Below are 16,552 nucleotides of genomic sequence, written 5' to 3'. Positions count from 1 at the left end.
TGACAGGGCATTGATTGAAGTGCCCTTTTCCCGTTGCTTCAATCGAGACCATTATGAAAAAATTAATATTCGCTATCGTGACTTTACTGATGTCATTTTCGCTTTTTGCTCAAACGACGTTGACGCTACAAAAAGAGATCACTGCGCAGTTATTAAATAGTCAGCATGTTTCAGTCTCCGAAGGTAATCAGATCTCAGTGGTCACTGGACATAACCAACTTGCTGTAACCATCGGCCAGATCGTTTTTGAAGATGGCAAACGAAGAAAGTTTGACTCTGATTTGTTGGTGCTGACTTTTGATGTAGCTAACTCTCAGCAGTTACAGCTTAGCTATTCAACATTTCGTACGATTGAAGAGGCCAAGGCTTTTTCATCTCAACCACAACTCTTGTTGCAAGACTCACAAGGCAATCCACTCGAATTTGAGTTAGTTCAGCTGAGAAAAAATGGCTTACAAGGCTTTCGTGATTACCAACACGAAGTGGCAGAGTACAACAGCGCGTTTGTCAATTCTCAGCAACCTGCACCAAAGCAAGATCGTTCAACACTCGATAAAGATTTACAGCAATCGTTTTTGCACATGAGCCGTGAGCAGCAACAAGGCTTTATGCAGTGGGCAATGAAAAACTTAAAATGATGTCAAGGATTGTAGATTTGCATATCGGTGCTAAAATAACGCGCAATTTTGGCATCACTTATCTTTTATGTTGAGGGTGCAGTCATTTAGACAATCAAGGTATTTTACATGACGGTTAAAACTCGTTTTGCTCCTAGCCCGACAGGCTACCTTCACGTTGGTGGTGCACGTACTGCACTTTACTCTTGGCTATACGCGAAAAACCAAGGTGGGGAATTTGTTCTACGTATCGAGGATACTGACCTTGAGCGTAACTCTAAAGAAGCGGTCGATGCGATCCTAGAAGGCATGGAATGGCTAGGTCTTGAGTGGAACGAAGGTCCTTACTTCCAAACTCAGCGCTTTGATCGTTACAACGAGATGGTTGATAAGCTTTTAGCAGAAGATAAAGCCTACAAATGTTACGCATCTAAAGAGCTGCTAGACGAAGTTCGCGCCGAGCAAGAAGCCAACAAAGAGATGCCTCGTTACGATGCAAATCATCCAAAAATTAAAGCGGCAAACGAAGCGGCGAAAGATGGCGATCCATGTGTTATCCGTTTCCGTAACCCGAAAGAAGGCAGTGTGATTTTTGATGACCAAATCCGTGGTCGTATCGAAATCAACAACAGTCAAATGGATGATTTAATCATCCGTCGTACCGATGGTTCGCCAACGTACAACTTCTGTGTTGTGGTTGACGACTGGGATATGGGCATCACTCACGTTGTACGTGGTGAAGACCATATCAACAATACCCCTCGCCAAATCAATATCTATGAGGCGCTCGGTGCACCAGTTCCTACATTCGCACACTGTGCAATGATTCTTGGTGACGACGGTGCCAAACTGTCTAAACGTCATGGTGCGGTATCAGTGATGCAGTACCGTGATATGGGCTACCTACCTGCGGCACTGAACAACTACTTAGTGCGTCTAGGCTGGTCTCATGGAGACCAAGAGATTTTCACTCAAGAAGAGATGATTAACCTATTTAGCCTTAACGCTGTCTCTAAGTCGGCATCAGCGTTTAACACTGAAAAGCTACAGTGGTTGAACAACCACTACATCAAAAACTCAGAACCTGCCTACGTTGCAGAGCACCTGCAATGGCACTTAGAACAGCAGAAACTCGATGTAACTAACGGGCCGGCGATTACGGATGTGATTTCGTTAGTTGGTGAGCGTTGCAACACGCTAGTAGAGCTAGCTGAGCAAATCCGTTACTTCTACGAAGATTTCGCTGAGTTTGAAGCGGGCGCAGCGAAGAAGCATCTACGTGGTGTTGCAAAAGAGCCTCTTGAACTAGCACTTGCAAAAGTAGAAGCACTCTCTGATTGGACAACCGATAACATCAAGCAAGATGTGATTGCTGCGGTTTGTGAAGAGCTAGAAATTGGCATGGGTAAAATCGGTATGCCGCTACGTGTAGCAGTAACGGGTGGCGGTCAATCTCCTTCTGTAGACGCAGTAATGGAATTGATTGGCAAACAGCGTTGTATTGCTCGTATTAAGATGGCGCTTGATTTCATTGCTGAACGTGAAGCCAACGCCTAACCGAGCCCGTAATGTTTGTTTTCAAACCGCAGCCTTTGCTGCGGTTTTTGTTTTTTAGCCGAGAGCATAAACGCTTAACCTGTGCGTATTACCTTTAGTACCAATATGCTAACTATCAGGGTTATTGCTATATTTTGGTGAAGGTATTTTGCTGAGTGTATGCAATAATGCACATTAACTTCATCGGTGAGTCAGTAAAGTCGCTTTTCCGCTGAGGTTATACAACCTATACATAATGATAAATGGGGAAGACTCATGAATAAGTTAGCAGTGATAATTTCAAGTACGCTTGTATTGGCATCCATGAGTGCAAATGCAAACTTTTATGTCGGCGGTAAAGTCGGGAAGTCTTGGTTAGATGACGCTTGTACGTCGCTTACCGCTGATTGTGATGATGACTCATTGACTCTTGGCCTTCTGGGTGGGTATGAATTTTATGATTGGTTTGCACTTGAAGCCGGTTATGACTATTTAGGTGAATTTACTGTTGATGGGGTGGATAACGACACTGTGAGTGCGTGGACATTAGCGCCCAAGTTTACTTGGCATTTTAGTGAAAGTGCTGGTTTGTATGCAAAGGTCGGTGCGGCGCGAGTGGACTATGCCAGCGCGAATGACACGACGTTCTTGGGGGCGATAGGTTTTGAGTTTTTTGCCAGTAACCCTCTATCGGTTCGATTAGAATATCAACAATTGACAGACGTGGGTGGCAATTGGACCGATGCGAGTGCACACTCTGCAACGTTGGGATTTGTTTACTCGTTTGGTGCTAACCAACAAGCAACCACTGAACCTTATATCGCTGAAGAGCCGATGGTTGAAGAAGTCGTCGAAGAGGTGGTTGAAGAGGCGGTTGTTGCGCCCGTAGTCAAAATTTTTGAAGCGAAAGTTATCGATTCAGGGGCCTTTGAGATAAATAGCTCTGAACTCAAGCCTGAAAGCCTTCCTGTATTTGATGAGCTAGTTAACTTTATGAAGCAGTTCCCACAATCGATGGTCGAAGTGACGGGTTATACGGATTCATCGGGTGCGGCGGCCTACAACCAAAAATTGTCAGAGAAACGCGCCCAATCGGCAGCAGATGTATTGGTTGAGCAAGGCATCGATCGTTCGCGTATTACGGTGAGTGGGGAAGGGGAAAACAACCCTATTGCCAGCAATGACACTCCACAAGGGCGAGTGAAAAACCGCCGCGTTGAAATTATCGTCCCTGCTTTTGAATACCAAGAGTAGTCACTCTTTTATTGTTGCTTAAACCAAAGCCTTGGAATATCACCAAGGCTTTTTATGTGATTAGGCAGTTACTTAAGATCAATGCTATTTAACCGCCCCATAAATTCCAAAATTTCTAAGTTCTCTTTGTTGGCCTCGAGCAGTGCTTTTTTGGTCTTAGTATAAGCGGCAAGTCGTCCATGTTTTTTAATCGAACAGACCACGCTTCTATAAATCAATTTGCCATTTTCATCATAGTTGCGCCATGCCGCGATGTAGCACTCATCTTTAGCGCTAGGATTTTCTTTGGTTGGTCTGGGCTTAAAAATTATCTTGGGTTCAATGGAGTGGGGAAGACGAGTCATTAAGTAAGGATCTTTCAGTAACCTGCGCCAAAATTTCCCCCACATTTCGCTACCAAGCTCATTGCGTAACTTTATCGCCTTCTTCAGACCTTTCTTTTCCCCAATGCGGATGTAGCCCACAGAGCGATGCAAAACGGTATCATCAGGCGTATGAATATGAATTTTAAACGCAGTCTTTGCTTTTGAGATAAAGCGGTGACCTGTGTTGGTTTCTAAATTACTTTTCTTCATATCTCAGGTTATCGATAACTTTGTTATTAACCATTTTAGATGAATCTTGCGAGATGGTGAAGATAAGAAAAAACAAAGGGTCAGAAATGTTTCTCATTTCTGACCCTTTTCATCTTTGGCGCTGTCGGCAGGATTCGAACCTGTGACTGGCTTTGTTGCTTAAATCGACGGGCTCTAAATAATCGCGTCTTTAACTATAAACTATATTTTCGACAGAACCATCTCTCTTCCATACACTAAAAACAAGCACAGTTCAATACTCTTTTTACACGCTGAATGCTGCGCGCAAGGGTACAGCAGGCTCATGATACCCAACCTGTCCGTGAATTAGCCGCCAGTCTGACAGATAAATTGTACGGTGATAAAGGGTATTTGAGTAAAGCATTGGAAGTAGATCTCGTGTGTGAGGAGTTACCAAATTTGGTTGGGTAGGATATATGAATCTCTTTGTTTCAAATATTACATTTTAACTATTACATTTTAATAACATATATTGATATTACTATCATCAAAAGGTGTGCAAATTAGAACTAATAGATAAACGATAATTTTTGTCACGTAAGGAAACATAGTATGAAATTGAAAATAACCGCTCTAGCTATTTTATTTGCATGTGGTTTTTCTGCAAATTCTCTAGCACAAAAAATTGGTGATGTACCAAAAGACTTTACCTACACAAACGAAGAAACGAACCAAGAGAGTTTTGTTTTAAGTACAGATGAGTGGGTAGCCATTCAAATTTTTGCTGCAGCAGCAAGGACTTTGCCTATCACCGAAGAGGATATGCACAATGCATTTCAATTAGGTTCTTTGGACTTTGGTAGTAACTATAAAGAGCTTTTGAGCAGTTATCAAAGTGTACATGATACTTCAGGGCAATGGCTTAATGCGGGAGGGTATAGAGATCAAATGGTCGGCTTAGCCACAGATATTGTCATTTACTCGGATGATGTTCTGACAGGGAGTAAGAATATTTCATCTGTTGTTGAAAAAATATGGTTAGCTATTTTGAAAAATGATCTTGCACTGGGTGACAGTTATTTAACCGTTACTCGAATACTACTGGAAAAAATGCTCACCAATACTCAAGAGTATTATGATAAGGCTGATGATCTCAGTATAAAACTGACCGGATTTATTAATATTTTAAATAAAGAATATCAGGATCTTAAAGTGGTCCAATCAAAAAATTCCGACATTCTACAAAATGACGGTTCAGCAACAAAAGACGAGATAGACAAATTACAAGATAGAGTCGAAGAAGTAAATAGAAAATATAGCAAATGGGTAAAAGTGGCGACAACGTCCCCAGTCTACTCTACAGTTGCTGTTCCTTTTGGGTTAATTGCATCGATCAGTACTGCATCTGTGGGGACTGCAAAAGCCATTGCATTAAAAAACGAAATTAAATTCATCAAAGAGGATATTGATAATCTGACTAAGCGGCTCAAGACAGAGGAGCTCACTTACGCGTCATGGCAGCTTGCCAATAGCAGTATTACAAACACACGAGATCAATTATCAGAAGCACTTAATGCACTTGAGAAACTCAAAGGTGCTTGGGTGCTCGTTGTTGCTCAACTAGAAGCGGCACTTGAAGGTATACAAGAAGCAAACAGTGAAGATGTTATCAGTAACCCGAATTTACTGACTGCTTTAACGCTAACCGCTCAAGAACTTGGATATTTGGAGAACCGCTGGGAAGAAATCAAAGACTCTACCGAAGACTGGGTACGAAACGCTTACGTGACTCAAAGCAACGAATAGCAAACTTAAGGCAGCAATAAATTGGGCTGCCTTTATTTTTCCCCACTAAGTTGATGGAGTACTGCTTATGTTTTTTAAGAAGAGCAAGGTTTTTACAGGGTTGCTGCTAGCAAGTTTTGGAGTATCAGCAAATCCATGGTCTGACTATTACGATGTTTCTATCCCAAGTTATATGCCGGGTCAAACGGAGGAAGTTAGCGATATTAGTACCCGTAAAGTTGTTAGGCAAGCAATGTTGCTTGACGCAGAGGATTTAAATAAAACCTTCAAGCAGTATCCGGAAAGAGGGCGGTATATTTTTATTGCTGATACGTTATTGCTTGATAAAGTCATTTCAGAAAATATTCAAGGTAAACACATTGTTATCCTGGCGAGAATTATTGAGGGTGATGGGCTTATTGGCTTTAGTCAACGGGAGGATACTAACACATCTGTAACTATCATTGCCGACAAGATTGAATCAGGAATACTCATCACTTCTGCATCAGGAAGCATTACTCGTGTTGAAGACAAAGAGGAAAACTTCAAATTTACATACAGAAACTTACGTGGTAGGGAAATCGTTACTTATGATAGCGAAAGTATAGAGGGAATGATTGTACAACTAAACGAAGATAAAGATTATATTTTCAAGCGTGCCTATGATTACGGTGCGTCGATTTACGATAGTAAACCGCAGCTTAGCATTGATATACTCAATTGGTATGCCGATATTTTGTCAAGCAGTGATTTTCTAATTAATGAGGAGAATGAGTGGGATTTTGACGATATTTTCCGTTCCCTTAAGAGTCTATCTTTATTTTATGCCTCTTCTAAAAAATCCCAGAATTTTGTTCCAGTACTTGATTTAAGCTTATATTTCGATAATTACAGTCAAATTCTGGATGCCATGGCAGCATTTCAAAGCGAGTATGACCAGTTCGAAAACCACCAAAACGATATTCAAGTACGGAAAAACAGTGCTCGTCTGATGTTGGATAAGCTAGATCATGCTCTTAGTGCTCAGCAAGGTATTATTGAAAACCAAGAACGACAGATTGCCTCTTTCCAAAATAGTATCGAGAGCAGAATTGAAAGCTTTAAGGAACAAGAGGGTGTAGTAAAAACAGCCAAACAAAATTTCAGGCAGGGTATTATTGACTATCAGCAAAAGTTTATTGCTGGGCTAACGATCGAAGTGTTTAGCTCTTTGGCTGAACTGGGCTCATCAGTGATTTCTGCATTTGTTATAGGACCTGCAGCATTAGGAGGCACGGCACAAGCAGTAGGTGATGCCGCACAGGGCGCTCAGCAAGCAGTGACGATTGCGAAACGGTTAGAGCAACTTAGTAAAGATATCAAGAAGATCAAAGATCTCAGTGCTAATTTAGATAGCATATTGAAACTAATAAAAAATAATCAACTAACAGCAGAGCTAAATGAACTCATGAGAGACTTAGGAGTCGATATGCCTGATCTCGGCTCTTCTAGTACAAGCTGGAAACTGGCCAAAATTGATATTGATACTGTGCTTGGTGCTGCTCAAGATCTCGGTGTTCTAGGCACAAGAGAATACAAAAGTGAGCTATATAAGCTTATGACTTGGGGTTCGAGTTTGTCTGAGTTGCAAGTGAAATTTATTATAGCCACATATAGGTTAACTGAGCTTCAGTTGGCGAAAGAGGCTATTGAAAAAGATTATGCCAGTGTAGTTCAATATATAGATGATTTAGATACTGACGAACAAGCGTTGAAAGAAGTAGAACAATATCTTTTCCGAGTATATAACCTATTTAAGCGCCCACTTTATAGCGCTTTACTTAATTACAACGCAGCTTAAAAATATCATACTTTTAAAGATAGTACAGTAACACCTCGAGTTAATACCAGTTACTTGGAGTACAATAAAAATCTAGTTTCTATGGATCAGCAGCTTACCAATGCGATGGAGGTTTTTTATGAAAATCCTCCTCAGAGTTTTGTAATAGATACGAACCTTGGTGATAAAACTTCTCTAAATAGGCTTCTGGAAACCGGTGAATTTAGTTTTGTTATTGATGAGAAAAACCATGAAAATTTTGGTGGTGGAATATTTAACAATAAAGAAAGAGTACGTTTAGATAGTATTGGTGTAGAACTGTATGGTTCAGAGCTGAAAGATGGAAAATATGAATTTCAAATAACACATACAGGCGAATTTAGAGATTTTTATCAAAGTGAGCCATATATGTTTAACACTAAGGAGTCTCATCGAATATATTCATACTTTAAACAAGGAGATGAATATAAAATTATCACGCCAGGTGACACATCTGAAGACTTTGGAAAGTTTATCTTTAAACCAACACCATTTTCTACTTGGACTGTTAAATTATTTGAATATGAAAAATTCGATTTGAGTAAAGTCGATAGTATTAAGATCTTCTTTTCTGGGGAATGGATAACGCCCAAGTTTTAGACTTAAATTATTATCCTCGCGCTATACAATTATATGCTGTGGCGCAATTCAAACCTCGGTATTAGTGATACATTTAGATTATGAGAGGCAATTATGAACTGGTGTAAAACAGCATTGGCAGCGTCATGTATATTGGCAGTACATAACATATCGCTGGCAGAAGGTGTTAATGGCTTTGGGAATCCGGACGTATTTTCATCTGAAAGTGATGATTTTCTTTTGAGCGAAGAAGAATGGATTAAATTGAATATGCTGGCTCGAAGCGCGAGTATATTACCTGTTACTCAAGAGAGTATGCGTAAGCGTTTTAATATGAGCAACAACGTGGCTTTTGATGATGTATATCAGGGGGTGCTCACCAACTATCAAAACATTAATCAAATATCAAGTCAGTGGTTAGGCGAATCTGGTTATCGAGATAGAATAATTTCTTTGTTCGAGAATTTGATTGTCTACTCTAACGAGGTGGATGACATATCGAGTGAGATGTTACATCAAGCTCAACTCATTGTGAAAGCTGCTGAGAACTTAGATGATATGGCATTTGAACGGGCAAAATCTGATTTGATAATAATACTTGAAGCTATGCTTGAGGATGCGAACAAATATTATCAAGATGCTGACTCGCTCGGGAATGGCCTCACAGACTTTATCAACTCTCTTGATGTTCAGGTGCAGGCTCTTGATCGGTTGCAGAGCGCAAATCAGGGCATACTAGAAAACGATGGAAGCGAAGCAAGTAGAGAAATTGATGAATTAAAACGAAGAATCGATGAGTTGAACCTAGAATATCGTAAATGGGTAAAAGTCGCAGCAACGACGCCAACGTATGCATGGATTTTTCCTTTTGGAACCATTGCTGCGATAAGTACAGCAGGTAGTGGTTCTGCCAAAGCTGCGACTTTGAAAAATCAAATTCAGTCTATTCGTGAAGATGTCGTTGTGTTAAGAAAAGAGATGGCTCACGATCAAGCCGTTTATTTATCCTGGAGTATTGCCACTGATAGCATAGATAAAATATTAGAGAGTAGCCGTTTAGCGCTGGCCGAGCAGCAAAGATTGAGGGGAGGTTGGGCTCTGATTTCCAGCCAATTGAAAAGGGTTATTAAAGGTATTGATGATATAAACAGTGATGATGTGCTTCACGATCCAGATAATATTATTGCAGCCTATGTGACTGAACTAGAGGTCGAGAAGCTAAGATCTCGATGGAAAAATATTGGCAGTGAAAGTGAGGCATGGTTAGCTAATTCTGATGTGACTGGCATATCCTCTACACAGTTTAGTGTACCAATTCAGAGTAATCTAGCTGATGATCTTGGCATTTCATACTCGACAGTAAGCGTAGAATATAGCACGGGTTTATCTTGGCCCACATATGATTACCAACAAGCGACAGGCTTATGTCAAGAGCAAGGTATGCGTCTGCCAACTAAATTTGAATTAGAAGAGATGCAAGCTTGGTTTAAACAGTATGAAGATATTGACCCTAACGTATGGCCAATTGCTAAGAATTATTGGTCATCTACCCTAGACCCTGAGGGGCGTTACTACACAGTTGGCGTTGATGGCGGAGGTTCAACTCTTTATCCGCATGGACATCAATACGTGGTCTGTACCGGTGGTGAAGTGTTGAATACTCCTTTACCGCCACCGTCGCAAACTTCAAATGAATTTTCTTTGCCACTAACTAAAGATGAGGCTGATGCTGGAGGTTATTCTTACACGGGGCATAAGTCTGAAATAGACTTTGGGCCGAAGTGGGCTACTTTTACTTACGAACAAGCTAAAAGTATGTGTGAGCAGAGAGGTATGAAGCTGCCAAGTGCAGACGAGCTAAGTACTTTTGTGAAGGAGAGAGCCATAGGTTGGCCGACCCTCAGGGAGTATTGGACGGAGAATAACCCCCAAGAATATAGCTGGGATTATGTGATAAAGATTAGTGGTTCTAATTCAATTGTGTTCATGAAGTATTGGACTGGCTACGCTTCCTGCAGCCTACAATAACTCAGTTTATCGGAGCTGAAGGCGACACATAACAAAGGCTCTATACGCCATTGGTGCCGATGAAAGATGAGCTTAGTTTAAGGAAAGTGTAACTCTGATTGGCTTAGCCTAATTTTTGGATAAGTTAGCAGCATGATTACAAGGGCCAGTGCAGGCTTGTATAACTTGACTCGTTAATTGGCTCAGAAGCAGTAGAGACAAAAAAGAGTTAGCAAATCAATCTGCTAACTCTTTGAAAAATATGGCGCTCCCGACAGGATTCGAACCTGTGACCTGCCCCTTAGGAGGGGGCCGCGCTATCCAGCTGTGCCACGGGAGCGTACAGTTATGATACTGAATTCAAAGAATAAGTTAAGCACTGTCCATGTTTTTTACATTTGTTTGTGCATAACATCGCCAATTTGAATGCTTCCTGCAAGCTCAGCTTGGTCAACGGTCAGTTCCGCTTCATTTTCGTAGACGCGTGAAACGGTTAATGTAACATCCGTTGCGGTTACTTTATTGCGCGGTAAGCCACGTTGATCGATAAATGAACCAGTATGCCAAAGCTGCAAGGTGTCGCCTTCCTCGACGCCATGAACGCGTCCTAAATCGATAGTGATAGTGTTGCCCCATTTGGCGACCACTTCAGGTAGCGTAATTTTGCAGGATATTTCCGCCTCTAGATCAAGCATGATATTGCGGCTGACTCGCAGCATCATATTGCCGTAAGTCGAGGCCCAAAAGCGCGCGCTTCGTGTATCAACTTGGCTGGTTTTTGCAAATGGCCAACTTGCGACCTCGCGGTAATTACGGTTGTAAACTTCGTTACCGGTTTTGCCATCGAAGACAGTCATTTCAAGAGCAAACTGACGGTTGATAACATCACTGCTAAGCAATTTACTGTCAATGGTTGCGGTTAGATCGGTGATAACACCACCAATAATGTATTGGGCGCCAGTATCTTGAGCGATCATTTTCAGACGCTCCGGGTTACGTTTATCTATCTCAAAGTCAGTGGTTCCGACTGAGACGAAGTTAACTGACTCTTGGTCGAGTTGGCGGTTGATGACGCTAGCAAAATCATCCCCAACATCATAAATCTGGCCCATAACCGCCTGTTGAGGTGAGGCAATATCAACATTGCCGACCAAAAATGTCTTTTTATACTGACTGACGTGGCAACCCGTTGCCGATGGGTAAATGTCGATGCGTGCTTTTACAAACATAGTGTCGCGACGTTTTCTCTGTTCATCGACCACAATGTAGCGTATTTCGCTATTGGTAAATTGGTATTCGTTACGGTTACTCTCCAGTATTGGACGTATGTTGGCAATACTGCCGATATCGGCACCTGAAAAACTGACGGCCTTATACAGCGCATCTTCCAGTGCATGGATGCGAGCGACCTCTTCAGAAGAGACTATCGTGGCTGAGCCTGTGACTTCATACCAACCCGCAGATGCAACTTGACTCCACAAACTGACATAAAAAGTTGATAACAAGATAAGTAGAGATTTTTTCATGTTTATTTACCAAGTTGGTTCATTTTTTGCTTATTAAAACTTAGCGGATTTAGGTGTTGCCTTTCAAAACGATTACACAGTTTGAAAAGCAAGGAATGTTCCACTTTTAGAAGAGAGCTAAAAGATTCGACATTTTAAGCCTTAATGTATCGGAGATTAGAGAATGAAAAAATGGCTATTGCTAGTGCCCGTGGTGTTTCTCACCGCCTGTGCCTATGCTCCAATTTATAATGGTAAAGAACCTTATTCAGGCTCACAATTTATGTTGATGGAGAGTCCGCGTCATACTCTTGACTTCTTTGTTGAGAGCTTGACGGAAGATTTAATGATCTCCAATACGAGTGTTTCGGCACGGACACCGATTGCCGTGACCTCTTTTGTCGATCTGCAGAATATGGATGCAAGTAACTGGTTGGGTAATTCAGTCTCGGAAGGGTTTATCCATCAATTTCAACGTCGCGGATTTAAAGTGATTGATTTCAAAACCACTGGGTCGATTCAAGTAACGCAGCAGGGTGACTTTGCATTTAGCCGCGATTGGAAGGATCTCGCTCAAGAACAAGACATCCAATATGTGTTGACTGGCACTATGCTACGTCAAGAAGGTGGGGTATTAGTCAATGCCCGTGTGGTGGGGATGCAATCGCGTGTGGTTGTTGCAACGGCGCAAGGCTTCTTACCGGCGGATCGTATTGGTCGAGATTTAGACACACTCAATAGTATTCGTACTCAAGATGGTGTACTTATACGTTCAGACCCAACTATTACTCAACCTTACACGGTTATATTGCGTCCATAGGTGGTGACATGAAAAAACTATTTCTCCTCGCGGTGGTATTGATAATGGTGGGGTGTCAGCCATTAAATAACATGCGTCCGGATGACTTTCTGACGGCGGTGGGTTATGCCAGTATTGGTGAACAGATCGGCCGCAATGAAGAAGAAAAGCAAGTGCGTGCGATGCGTGCTTCTAAGATTGATGCATACCGAGAATTGGCAGAACAAGTTTATGGTATGCGCGTCAGTGGCCGGGCTGATTTAAAAGATCAACGTTTAGGAACGGAATTAACCTCTGGCGCTGTGGATGGGGTGATTCGTGGTGCCGAAGTGGTGCGCAGCTATAAAGTGGGTGACAGTTATGTCACAGAGTTACGCCTTGATATCCAGAAGATGAATAAGTTGCGCGATTACGGCGAAGTGCAACAAGTTCCAGAAAAACGACAACAAACCCTGTTCTAAATTTCTTCTCTCTCCGATAACAAAAAAGCGGCAATTATGATTGCCGCTTTTTTGTTATCGGTATCAATCGGCTTTAGGCTTTGATGTTAGTGCCCAAGGTTGTCACGTTCTTAGTTTGGCCTTCAGCGGTATAAGTCATACCGAGCTTTCCTTGTGACTGTTGCATCATATTATTGAGTTTATTGAAACTGAGTTGTGCTCGCTGCAATGCTTGGCCATTGATGTCATTTTCTTGTTGGCATACGCTGATAAGTTCACGGATTTTATCAACCAGAGGGCTCAACTCTGGATCCGTGGTTAGGCTATCTACATCAGGGTGGCGACGAACACGTTCATCGGTGGTTTGAAGTTGCTCAATCAAGGTGACTTTTTGCTTGGCAATGAGCTCAATATCTTTCGACACTCGGTTGGCAATCGCTTGTTTTTCTTGCGCAAGAACATCACTCAATTCTAGAGCGCTTTTATATTGAAACTCGATTAATCCTAGTAGTGCCGCCATAAGTTATGATCTCGAGGTTACAGCCCGCCGAACTCTTTTTCAAACTTCATCATGTTGTCCGCGAGTTTTTCTGGGTTTACAGTATAAGAACCGTTCGCAATCGCTTCTTTTATCGCCGCGACTTTTGCCTTATCAAAGCTAGGTTGGGCTGCCATTTGAGTATGCATTTCACCCATTGCCTTACCTTGTGAGCTAAGAGAAACGGCGTCTTGTGCGACGCTAGACTTCTTCGCCGAGTCAGAGCCACTAGTTGGACTGCTTTCACTGTTGTTACGCACGGACCCTCTCGTTGATGAAGTAGAGAGAGGCTGTCCCGAACGTACGTTATCGATACCTGCCATAGTTGAGCCTTTTTTGAAGATAGATGCTTGTACTGTCAATATCGACTATTACAGCCTGAACTTTAGCTTTTTTTTCATTCAGCTAAAAGATCACTGTTACTTCAGAAATTCCAGTTACACGTCCTTCGATTATACGATTGGATTTGCTATTTTTCACTCTTATCTGTTCACCGAGTGAACCATCTGTGAGTGCGACCCCTTTTGTGGTGATGGTCATGCCTGATCTGGTTGCTCTAATGGTTACGGTTTCACTACGGCACACCACGCAAATATCGCGCTCTTCAAGAATTTCACCTGAATGAAGGTTTTTCTTTGTTTTTGCGCCAATGACGGCGTCAATTGAGGAAAAGCCTTGCCGCCTAAAGCGTTGCAGGTCTACCATACTAATAGTGACATCTTGTGGTGAAATAAGCTGCCCTCGTGATAGTGCAGTGGTCAACACGACTTGAGGGCCAGTACGGGTCAAACGCACAGGGACGTAAATTCTCCAGTCTTCATCGAGACATTCGACGAGCACAGTAATGTTACTTGCACTAGGATTACTAGAAGAAGACGAAGTTTTGAGGCCTGCCGGGCAATCGGTTGCAAAGATCCGAGAGTCGATATCGGCAGCAGAAACTTCGAGTGTGCCACCAGTAGGCCACTCAACAGTGGAAAGTATGTACTCTTGCGCAGCCAGTTGAATATTTTCAATTTGGCTCTCTGTTGCAGATGTAGCTGAAAAACTAAAGAAAAAGAACAAAAAGCCGATAGACTTATAAAACTTTTTATAGAAAGCTCTACAATTAGTTATGGATAATGAGCAGAAGGTCGATTTAGGATGTTTCATTCTTTTTCTCATCTGTTTTCATGGCGTAAAGTAGACTACCATTTTTTTGCATGAAGTTTGAGATGGAGATGAGCTTATGACGGGTATTCTTGATTCAGTGAATCAGCGTACGCAACTCGTCGGTCAAAACCGATTAGAACTCCTAACGTTTCGCTTAATGGGGCGCCAGCGTTATGGAATCAATGTATTTAAAGTAAAAGAGGTTCTGCAGTGCCCTAAGCTCACTTCAATGCCAAACTTACATCGTCTTGTTAAAGGGGTGGCTCATATACGAGGCCATACAGTTTCAGTTATCGATTTAAGTTTGGCGGTTGGCGGCAGGCCGACCACTGATGTTGAAAAAGCGTTTGTAGTGATTGCCGAGTTTAACCGCACGATTCAAGCCTTTTTGGTTACCTCGGTTGAGCGTATTATCAACATGCATTGGGAGGCGATTCTTCCTCCTCCAGATGGTGCAGGTAAGTCTAACTATTTAACCGCGGTTACTAATATCGATAACGAGCTAGTCGAAATTCTTGATGTTGAGAAGATCCTTGCAGAAATCGCACCAGTTGATGAAACTATGGATGCATCAATTGGTGAAGAAATTGCGCAGGTCGAAACAGAGAAAGAGATTGTTCGCCGTATTTTAATTGCGGATGACTCAACTGTTGCTCGTAAACAGGTCGAACGTGCGATTGTATCACTGGGTTTTGAAGCTGTTTCCGTCATTGACGGCAAACAAGCTTACGAAAAGTTGCTGGAAATGGCGGCCGAAGGCAGTATCTACGAACAGATTTCGTTGGTTATTTCCGATATAGAAATGCCAGAAATGGATGGTTACACATTAACAGCAGAAATAAGACGTAACCCTGATCTTAAAGACCTTTATGTTATTCTGCATTCATCACTAAGTGGTGTGTTTAACCAAGCGATGGTGGAGCGAGTTGGTGCGAATTCATTTATAGCCAAATTTAATCCAGATGAGCTTGGTAATGCAGTAAAAGCTGCACTTACAAAATAAAAAGAGACATTAATGACAGCGATAACTATAAGCGATCAAGAATATCGTGATTTCAGCCGCTTTTTAGAGTCACAGTGCGGTATTGTTCTTGGCGATAGCAAACAATACTTAGTGAGAAGTCGTTTGAGTCCTCTGGTAACTAAGTTCAAGTTGACCTCATTGTCAGATTTGCTCAGAGATGTTGTTACTGGGCGTAATCGTGAACTGCGTGTTGCCGCCGTGGATGCCATGACAACCAACGAGACGCTATGGTTTCGTGATACCTATCCGTTTGAAGTGTTAGCGAATAAGCTGTTGCCGGAAGTGGCGGCAAACAAGCGCCCGATCAAAATTTGGTCGGCGGCAAGCTCTTCAGGCCAAGAGCCTTATTCAATGGCAATGACGATACTGGAAACTCAGCAGCGTAAGCCGGGTATGTTGCCAAGCGTGTCGATTACTGCGACGGATATTTCTGCCAGTATGTTGGATATGTGCCGAGCTGGGGTGTATGACAATCTTGCTCTCGGTCGAGGCCTCTCTCCTGAACGTCGACGCCAATTCTTTGAAGATGCGGGTGATGGACGTATGAAAGTAAAAGATAACGTCAAGCGCTTGGTTAACTTCCGGCCACAAAACTTGATGGACAGCTACGCATTACTTGGTAAATTTGACATTATCTTCTGCCGTAACGTACTGATTTACTTCTCACCAGATATGAAATCTCAAGTATTAAATCAAATGGCCAATAGTCTTAACCCTGGAGGCTATCTGTTACTCGGAGCTTCTGAGTCACTCACTGGGCTGACTGATCGTTTTGAAATGGTACGCTGTAATCCAGGTATCATTTACAAGCTGAAGTAAACTATCGTTGTCTTATTATAACGCCCAGTAAGTCTGCTGGGCGTTCTTGTTTGTGCTTTCGTCTACCATCTATACTACCTAGTAACTCATCTCTTACACTGTG

Annotated in this window: 16 protein-coding genes, 1 tRNA gene and 1 pseudogene; 12 read left to right on the top strand and 6 right to left on the bottom strand. The window is 42.2% G+C overall.

All coding sequences use genetic code 11. From position 1 onward, the window contains the following. The first annotated feature begins 50 nt into the window (after positions 1–50). The 3 genes from ViNHUV68_RS10625 to ViNHUV68_RS10615 all read left to right on the top strand — a co-directional run bounded on the left by ViNHUV68_RS10625 (position 51) and on the right by ViNHUV68_RS10615 (position 3,407). On the top strand, positions 51–638 hold the full coding sequence (locus tag ViNHUV68_RS10625; protein WP_391090311.1) for a DUF2057 family protein: 588 nt from the start codon (positions 51–53) through the stop codon (positions 636–638). A 108-nt stretch (positions 639–746) separates the two neighbouring features. Further along, positions 747–2,174 carry a glutamate--tRNA ligase gene (gene gltX, locus ViNHUV68_RS10620; protein WP_391088018.1) on the top strand — a complete coding sequence of 476 codons (1,428 nt, stop codon included), beginning with the start codon at positions 747–749 and terminating at the stop codon, positions 2,172–2,174. Positions 2,175–2,429: 255 nt separating this feature from the next. Continuing rightward, a complete protein-coding gene (locus ViNHUV68_RS10615) occupies positions 2,430–3,407 on the top strand; it encodes an OmpA family protein (RefSeq protein ID WP_391088015.1) in 978 nt (325 codons plus the stop codon). A gap of 68 nt (positions 3,408–3,475) precedes the next feature. On the opposite strand, the gene ViNHUV68_RS10610 is transcribed toward ViNHUV68_RS10615, so the two are convergent. Then, the gene (locus tag ViNHUV68_RS10610) at positions 3,476–3,982 is read right to left on the bottom strand and encodes a hypothetical protein (protein ID WP_038175526.1); all 507 of its coding nucleotides are present in this window, start codon (positions 3,980–3,982) and stop codon (positions 3,476–3,478) included. A gap of 306 nt (positions 3,983–4,288) precedes the next feature. Here ViNHUV68_RS10610 and ViNHUV68_RS10605 point away from each other — a divergent pair. From ViNHUV68_RS10605 to ViNHUV68_RS10585, 5 genes and pseudogenes are all read left to right on the top strand, one after another. Continuing rightward, positions 4,289–4,381, top strand: a pseudogene (locus ViNHUV68_RS10605) (transposase); the annotation flags it as partial. A 174-nt stretch (positions 4,382–4,555) separates the two neighbouring features. Further along, entirely contained in the window at positions 4,556–5,749 is a 1,194-nt protein-coding gene (locus ViNHUV68_RS10600; protein WP_391088012.1) for an alpha-xenorhabdolysin family binary toxin subunit A, read from the top strand. A 67-nt stretch (positions 5,750–5,816) separates the two neighbouring features. Then, positions 5,817–7,568 carry a hypothetical protein gene (locus tag ViNHUV68_RS10595; protein ID WP_391088009.1) on the top strand — a complete coding sequence of 584 codons (1,752 nt, stop codon included), beginning with the start codon at positions 5,817–5,819 and terminating at the stop codon, positions 7,566–7,568. Positions 7,569–7,649: 81 nt separating this feature from the next. Next, positions 7,650–8,186, top strand: a complete 537-nt coding sequence (locus ViNHUV68_RS10590) for a hypothetical protein (RefSeq protein ID WP_391088007.1) — start codon at positions 7,650–7,652, stop codon at positions 8,184–8,186. 93 nt (positions 8,187–8,279) lie between these two features. Then, a complete protein-coding gene (locus tag ViNHUV68_RS10585) occupies positions 8,280–10,193 on the top strand; it encodes an alpha-xenorhabdolysin family binary toxin subunit A (RefSeq protein WP_391088005.1) in 1,914 nt (637 codons plus the stop codon). A 242-nt stretch (positions 10,194–10,435) separates the two neighbouring features. Here the strand turns inward: ViNHUV68_RS10585 and ViNHUV68_RS10580 are convergent. Together ViNHUV68_RS10580 and ViNHUV68_RS10575 are read right to left on the bottom strand one after the other, a co-directional pair. Beyond that, positions 10,436–10,512, bottom strand: a tRNA-Arg gene (locus tag ViNHUV68_RS10580). Between the two features lie 52 nt (positions 10,513–10,564). Then, complete coding sequence (locus ViNHUV68_RS10575) at positions 10,565–11,698, bottom strand: flagellar assembly protein FlgT (protein WP_038175530.1); 1,134 nt, start codon at positions 11,696–11,698, stop codon at positions 10,565–10,567. 163 nt (positions 11,699–11,861) lie between these two features. Between ViNHUV68_RS10575 and ViNHUV68_RS10570 the strand changes: the two genes are divergently transcribed. Both ViNHUV68_RS10570 and flgP read left to right on the top strand, forming a co-directional pair. Then, positions 11,862–12,497 (top strand): FlgO family outer membrane protein, encoded by a 636-nt coding sequence (locus ViNHUV68_RS10570; protein ID WP_038175531.1) that lies wholly within the window; start codon positions 11,862–11,864, stop codon positions 12,495–12,497. A gap of 8 nt (positions 12,498–12,505) precedes the next feature. After that, on the top strand, positions 12,506–12,937 hold the full coding sequence (gene flgP / locus ViNHUV68_RS10565; protein WP_038175532.1) for a flagellar assembly lipoprotein FlgP: 432 nt from the start codon (positions 12,506–12,508) through the stop codon (positions 12,935–12,937). A 73-nt stretch (positions 12,938–13,010) separates the two neighbouring features. On the opposite strand, the gene ViNHUV68_RS10560 is transcribed toward flgP, so the two are convergent. The 3 genes from ViNHUV68_RS10560 to flgA form a co-directional block, all read right to left on the bottom strand. Continuing rightward, on the bottom strand, positions 13,011–13,436 hold the full coding sequence (locus tag ViNHUV68_RS10560) for a flagella synthesis protein FlgN (RefSeq protein ID WP_038175533.1): 426 nt from the start codon (positions 13,434–13,436) through the stop codon (positions 13,011–13,013). Between the two features lie 17 nt (positions 13,437–13,453). Then, positions 13,454–13,777 carry a flagellar biosynthesis anti-sigma factor FlgM gene (gene flgM / locus ViNHUV68_RS10555; protein WP_038175534.1) on the bottom strand — a complete coding sequence of 108 codons (324 nt, stop codon included), beginning with the start codon at positions 13,775–13,777 and terminating at the stop codon, positions 13,454–13,456. A gap of 82 nt (positions 13,778–13,859) precedes the next feature. Then, complete coding sequence (gene flgA, locus ViNHUV68_RS10550; protein WP_391087998.1) at positions 13,860–14,606, bottom strand: flagellar basal body P-ring formation chaperone FlgA; 747 nt, start codon at positions 14,604–14,606, stop codon at positions 13,860–13,862. 76 nt (positions 14,607–14,682) lie between these two features. On the opposite strand from flgA, the gene ViNHUV68_RS10545 reads away from it, so the two are divergent. Both ViNHUV68_RS10545 and ViNHUV68_RS10540 read left to right on the top strand, forming a co-directional pair. Next, positions 14,683–15,609, top strand: coding sequence for a chemotaxis protein CheV (locus ViNHUV68_RS10545; protein WP_038175536.1), 927 nt, complete (start codon positions 14,683–14,685; stop codon positions 15,607–15,609). 12 nt (positions 15,610–15,621) lie between these two features. Further along, positions 15,622–16,449, top strand: a complete 828-nt coding sequence (locus ViNHUV68_RS10540; protein ID WP_038175537.1) for a protein-glutamate O-methyltransferase — start codon at positions 15,622–15,624, stop codon at positions 16,447–16,449. Positions 16,450–16,552: the final 103 nt, after the last annotated feature.

It is taken from the genome of Vibrio sp. NH-UV-68, from assembly GCF_042940635.1.
GTDB lineage: Bacteria > Pseudomonadota > Gammaproteobacteria > Enterobacterales > Vibrionaceae > Vibrio > Vibrio pacinii.
Note: the sequence above shows the minus strand (reverse complement) of the source record. Positions and strands in the feature narration are given on the sequence as shown.

Bases quoted from the DNA above. Each gene is read 5' to 3' on its own strand.
- ViNHUV68_RS10575 (WP_038175530.1), bottom strand. From the start codon at position 11,698: ATGAAAAAATCTCTACTTATCTTGTTATCAACTTTTTATGTCAGTTTG.
- ViNHUV68_RS10595 (WP_391088009.1), top strand. From the start codon at position 5,817: ATGTTTTTTAAGAAGAGCAAGGTTTTTACAGGGTTGCTGCTAGCAAGT.
- flgP (WP_038175532.1), top strand. From the start codon at position 12,506: ATGAAAAAACTATTTCTCCTCGCGGTGGTATTGATAATGGTGGGGTGT.
- ViNHUV68_RS10600 (WP_391088012.1), top strand. From the start codon at position 4,556: ATGAAATTGAAAATAACCGCTCTAGCTATTTTATTTGCATGTGGTTTT.
- ViNHUV68_RS10610 (WP_038175526.1), bottom strand. From the start codon at position 3,982: ATGAAGAAAAGTAATTTAGAAACCAACACAGGTCACCGCTTTATCTCA.
- flgM (WP_038175534.1), bottom strand. From the start codon at position 13,777: ATGGCAGGTATCGATAACGTACGTTCGGGACAGCCTCTCTCTACTTCA.
- ViNHUV68_RS10560 (WP_038175533.1), bottom strand. From the start codon at position 13,436: ATGGCGGCACTACTAGGATTAATCGAGTTTCAATATAAAAGCGCTCTA.
- gltX (WP_391088018.1), top strand. From the start codon at position 747: ATGACGGTTAAAACTCGTTTTGCTCCTAGCCCGACAGGCTACCTTCAC.
- ViNHUV68_RS10570 (WP_038175531.1), top strand. From the start codon at position 11,862: ATGAAAAAATGGCTATTGCTAGTGCCCGTGGTGTTTCTCACCGCCTGT.
- ViNHUV68_RS10545 (WP_038175536.1), top strand. From the start codon at position 14,683: ATGACGGGTATTCTTGATTCAGTGAATCAGCGTACGCAACTCGTCGGT.
- ViNHUV68_RS10590 (WP_391088007.1), top strand. From the start codon at position 7,650: ATGGATCAGCAGCTTACCAATGCGATGGAGGTTTTTTATGAAAATCCT.
- ViNHUV68_RS10540 (WP_038175537.1), top strand. From the start codon at position 15,622: ATGACAGCGATAACTATAAGCGATCAAGAATATCGTGATTTCAGCCGC.
- ViNHUV68_RS10585 (WP_391088005.1), top strand. From the start codon at position 8,280: ATGAACTGGTGTAAAACAGCATTGGCAGCGTCATGTATATTGGCAGTA.
- flgA (WP_391087998.1), bottom strand. From the start codon at position 14,606: ATGAAACATCCTAAATCGACCTTCTGCTCATTATCCATAACTAATTGT.
- ViNHUV68_RS10615 (WP_391088015.1), top strand. From the start codon at position 2,430: ATGAATAAGTTAGCAGTGATAATTTCAAGTACGCTTGTATTGGCATCC.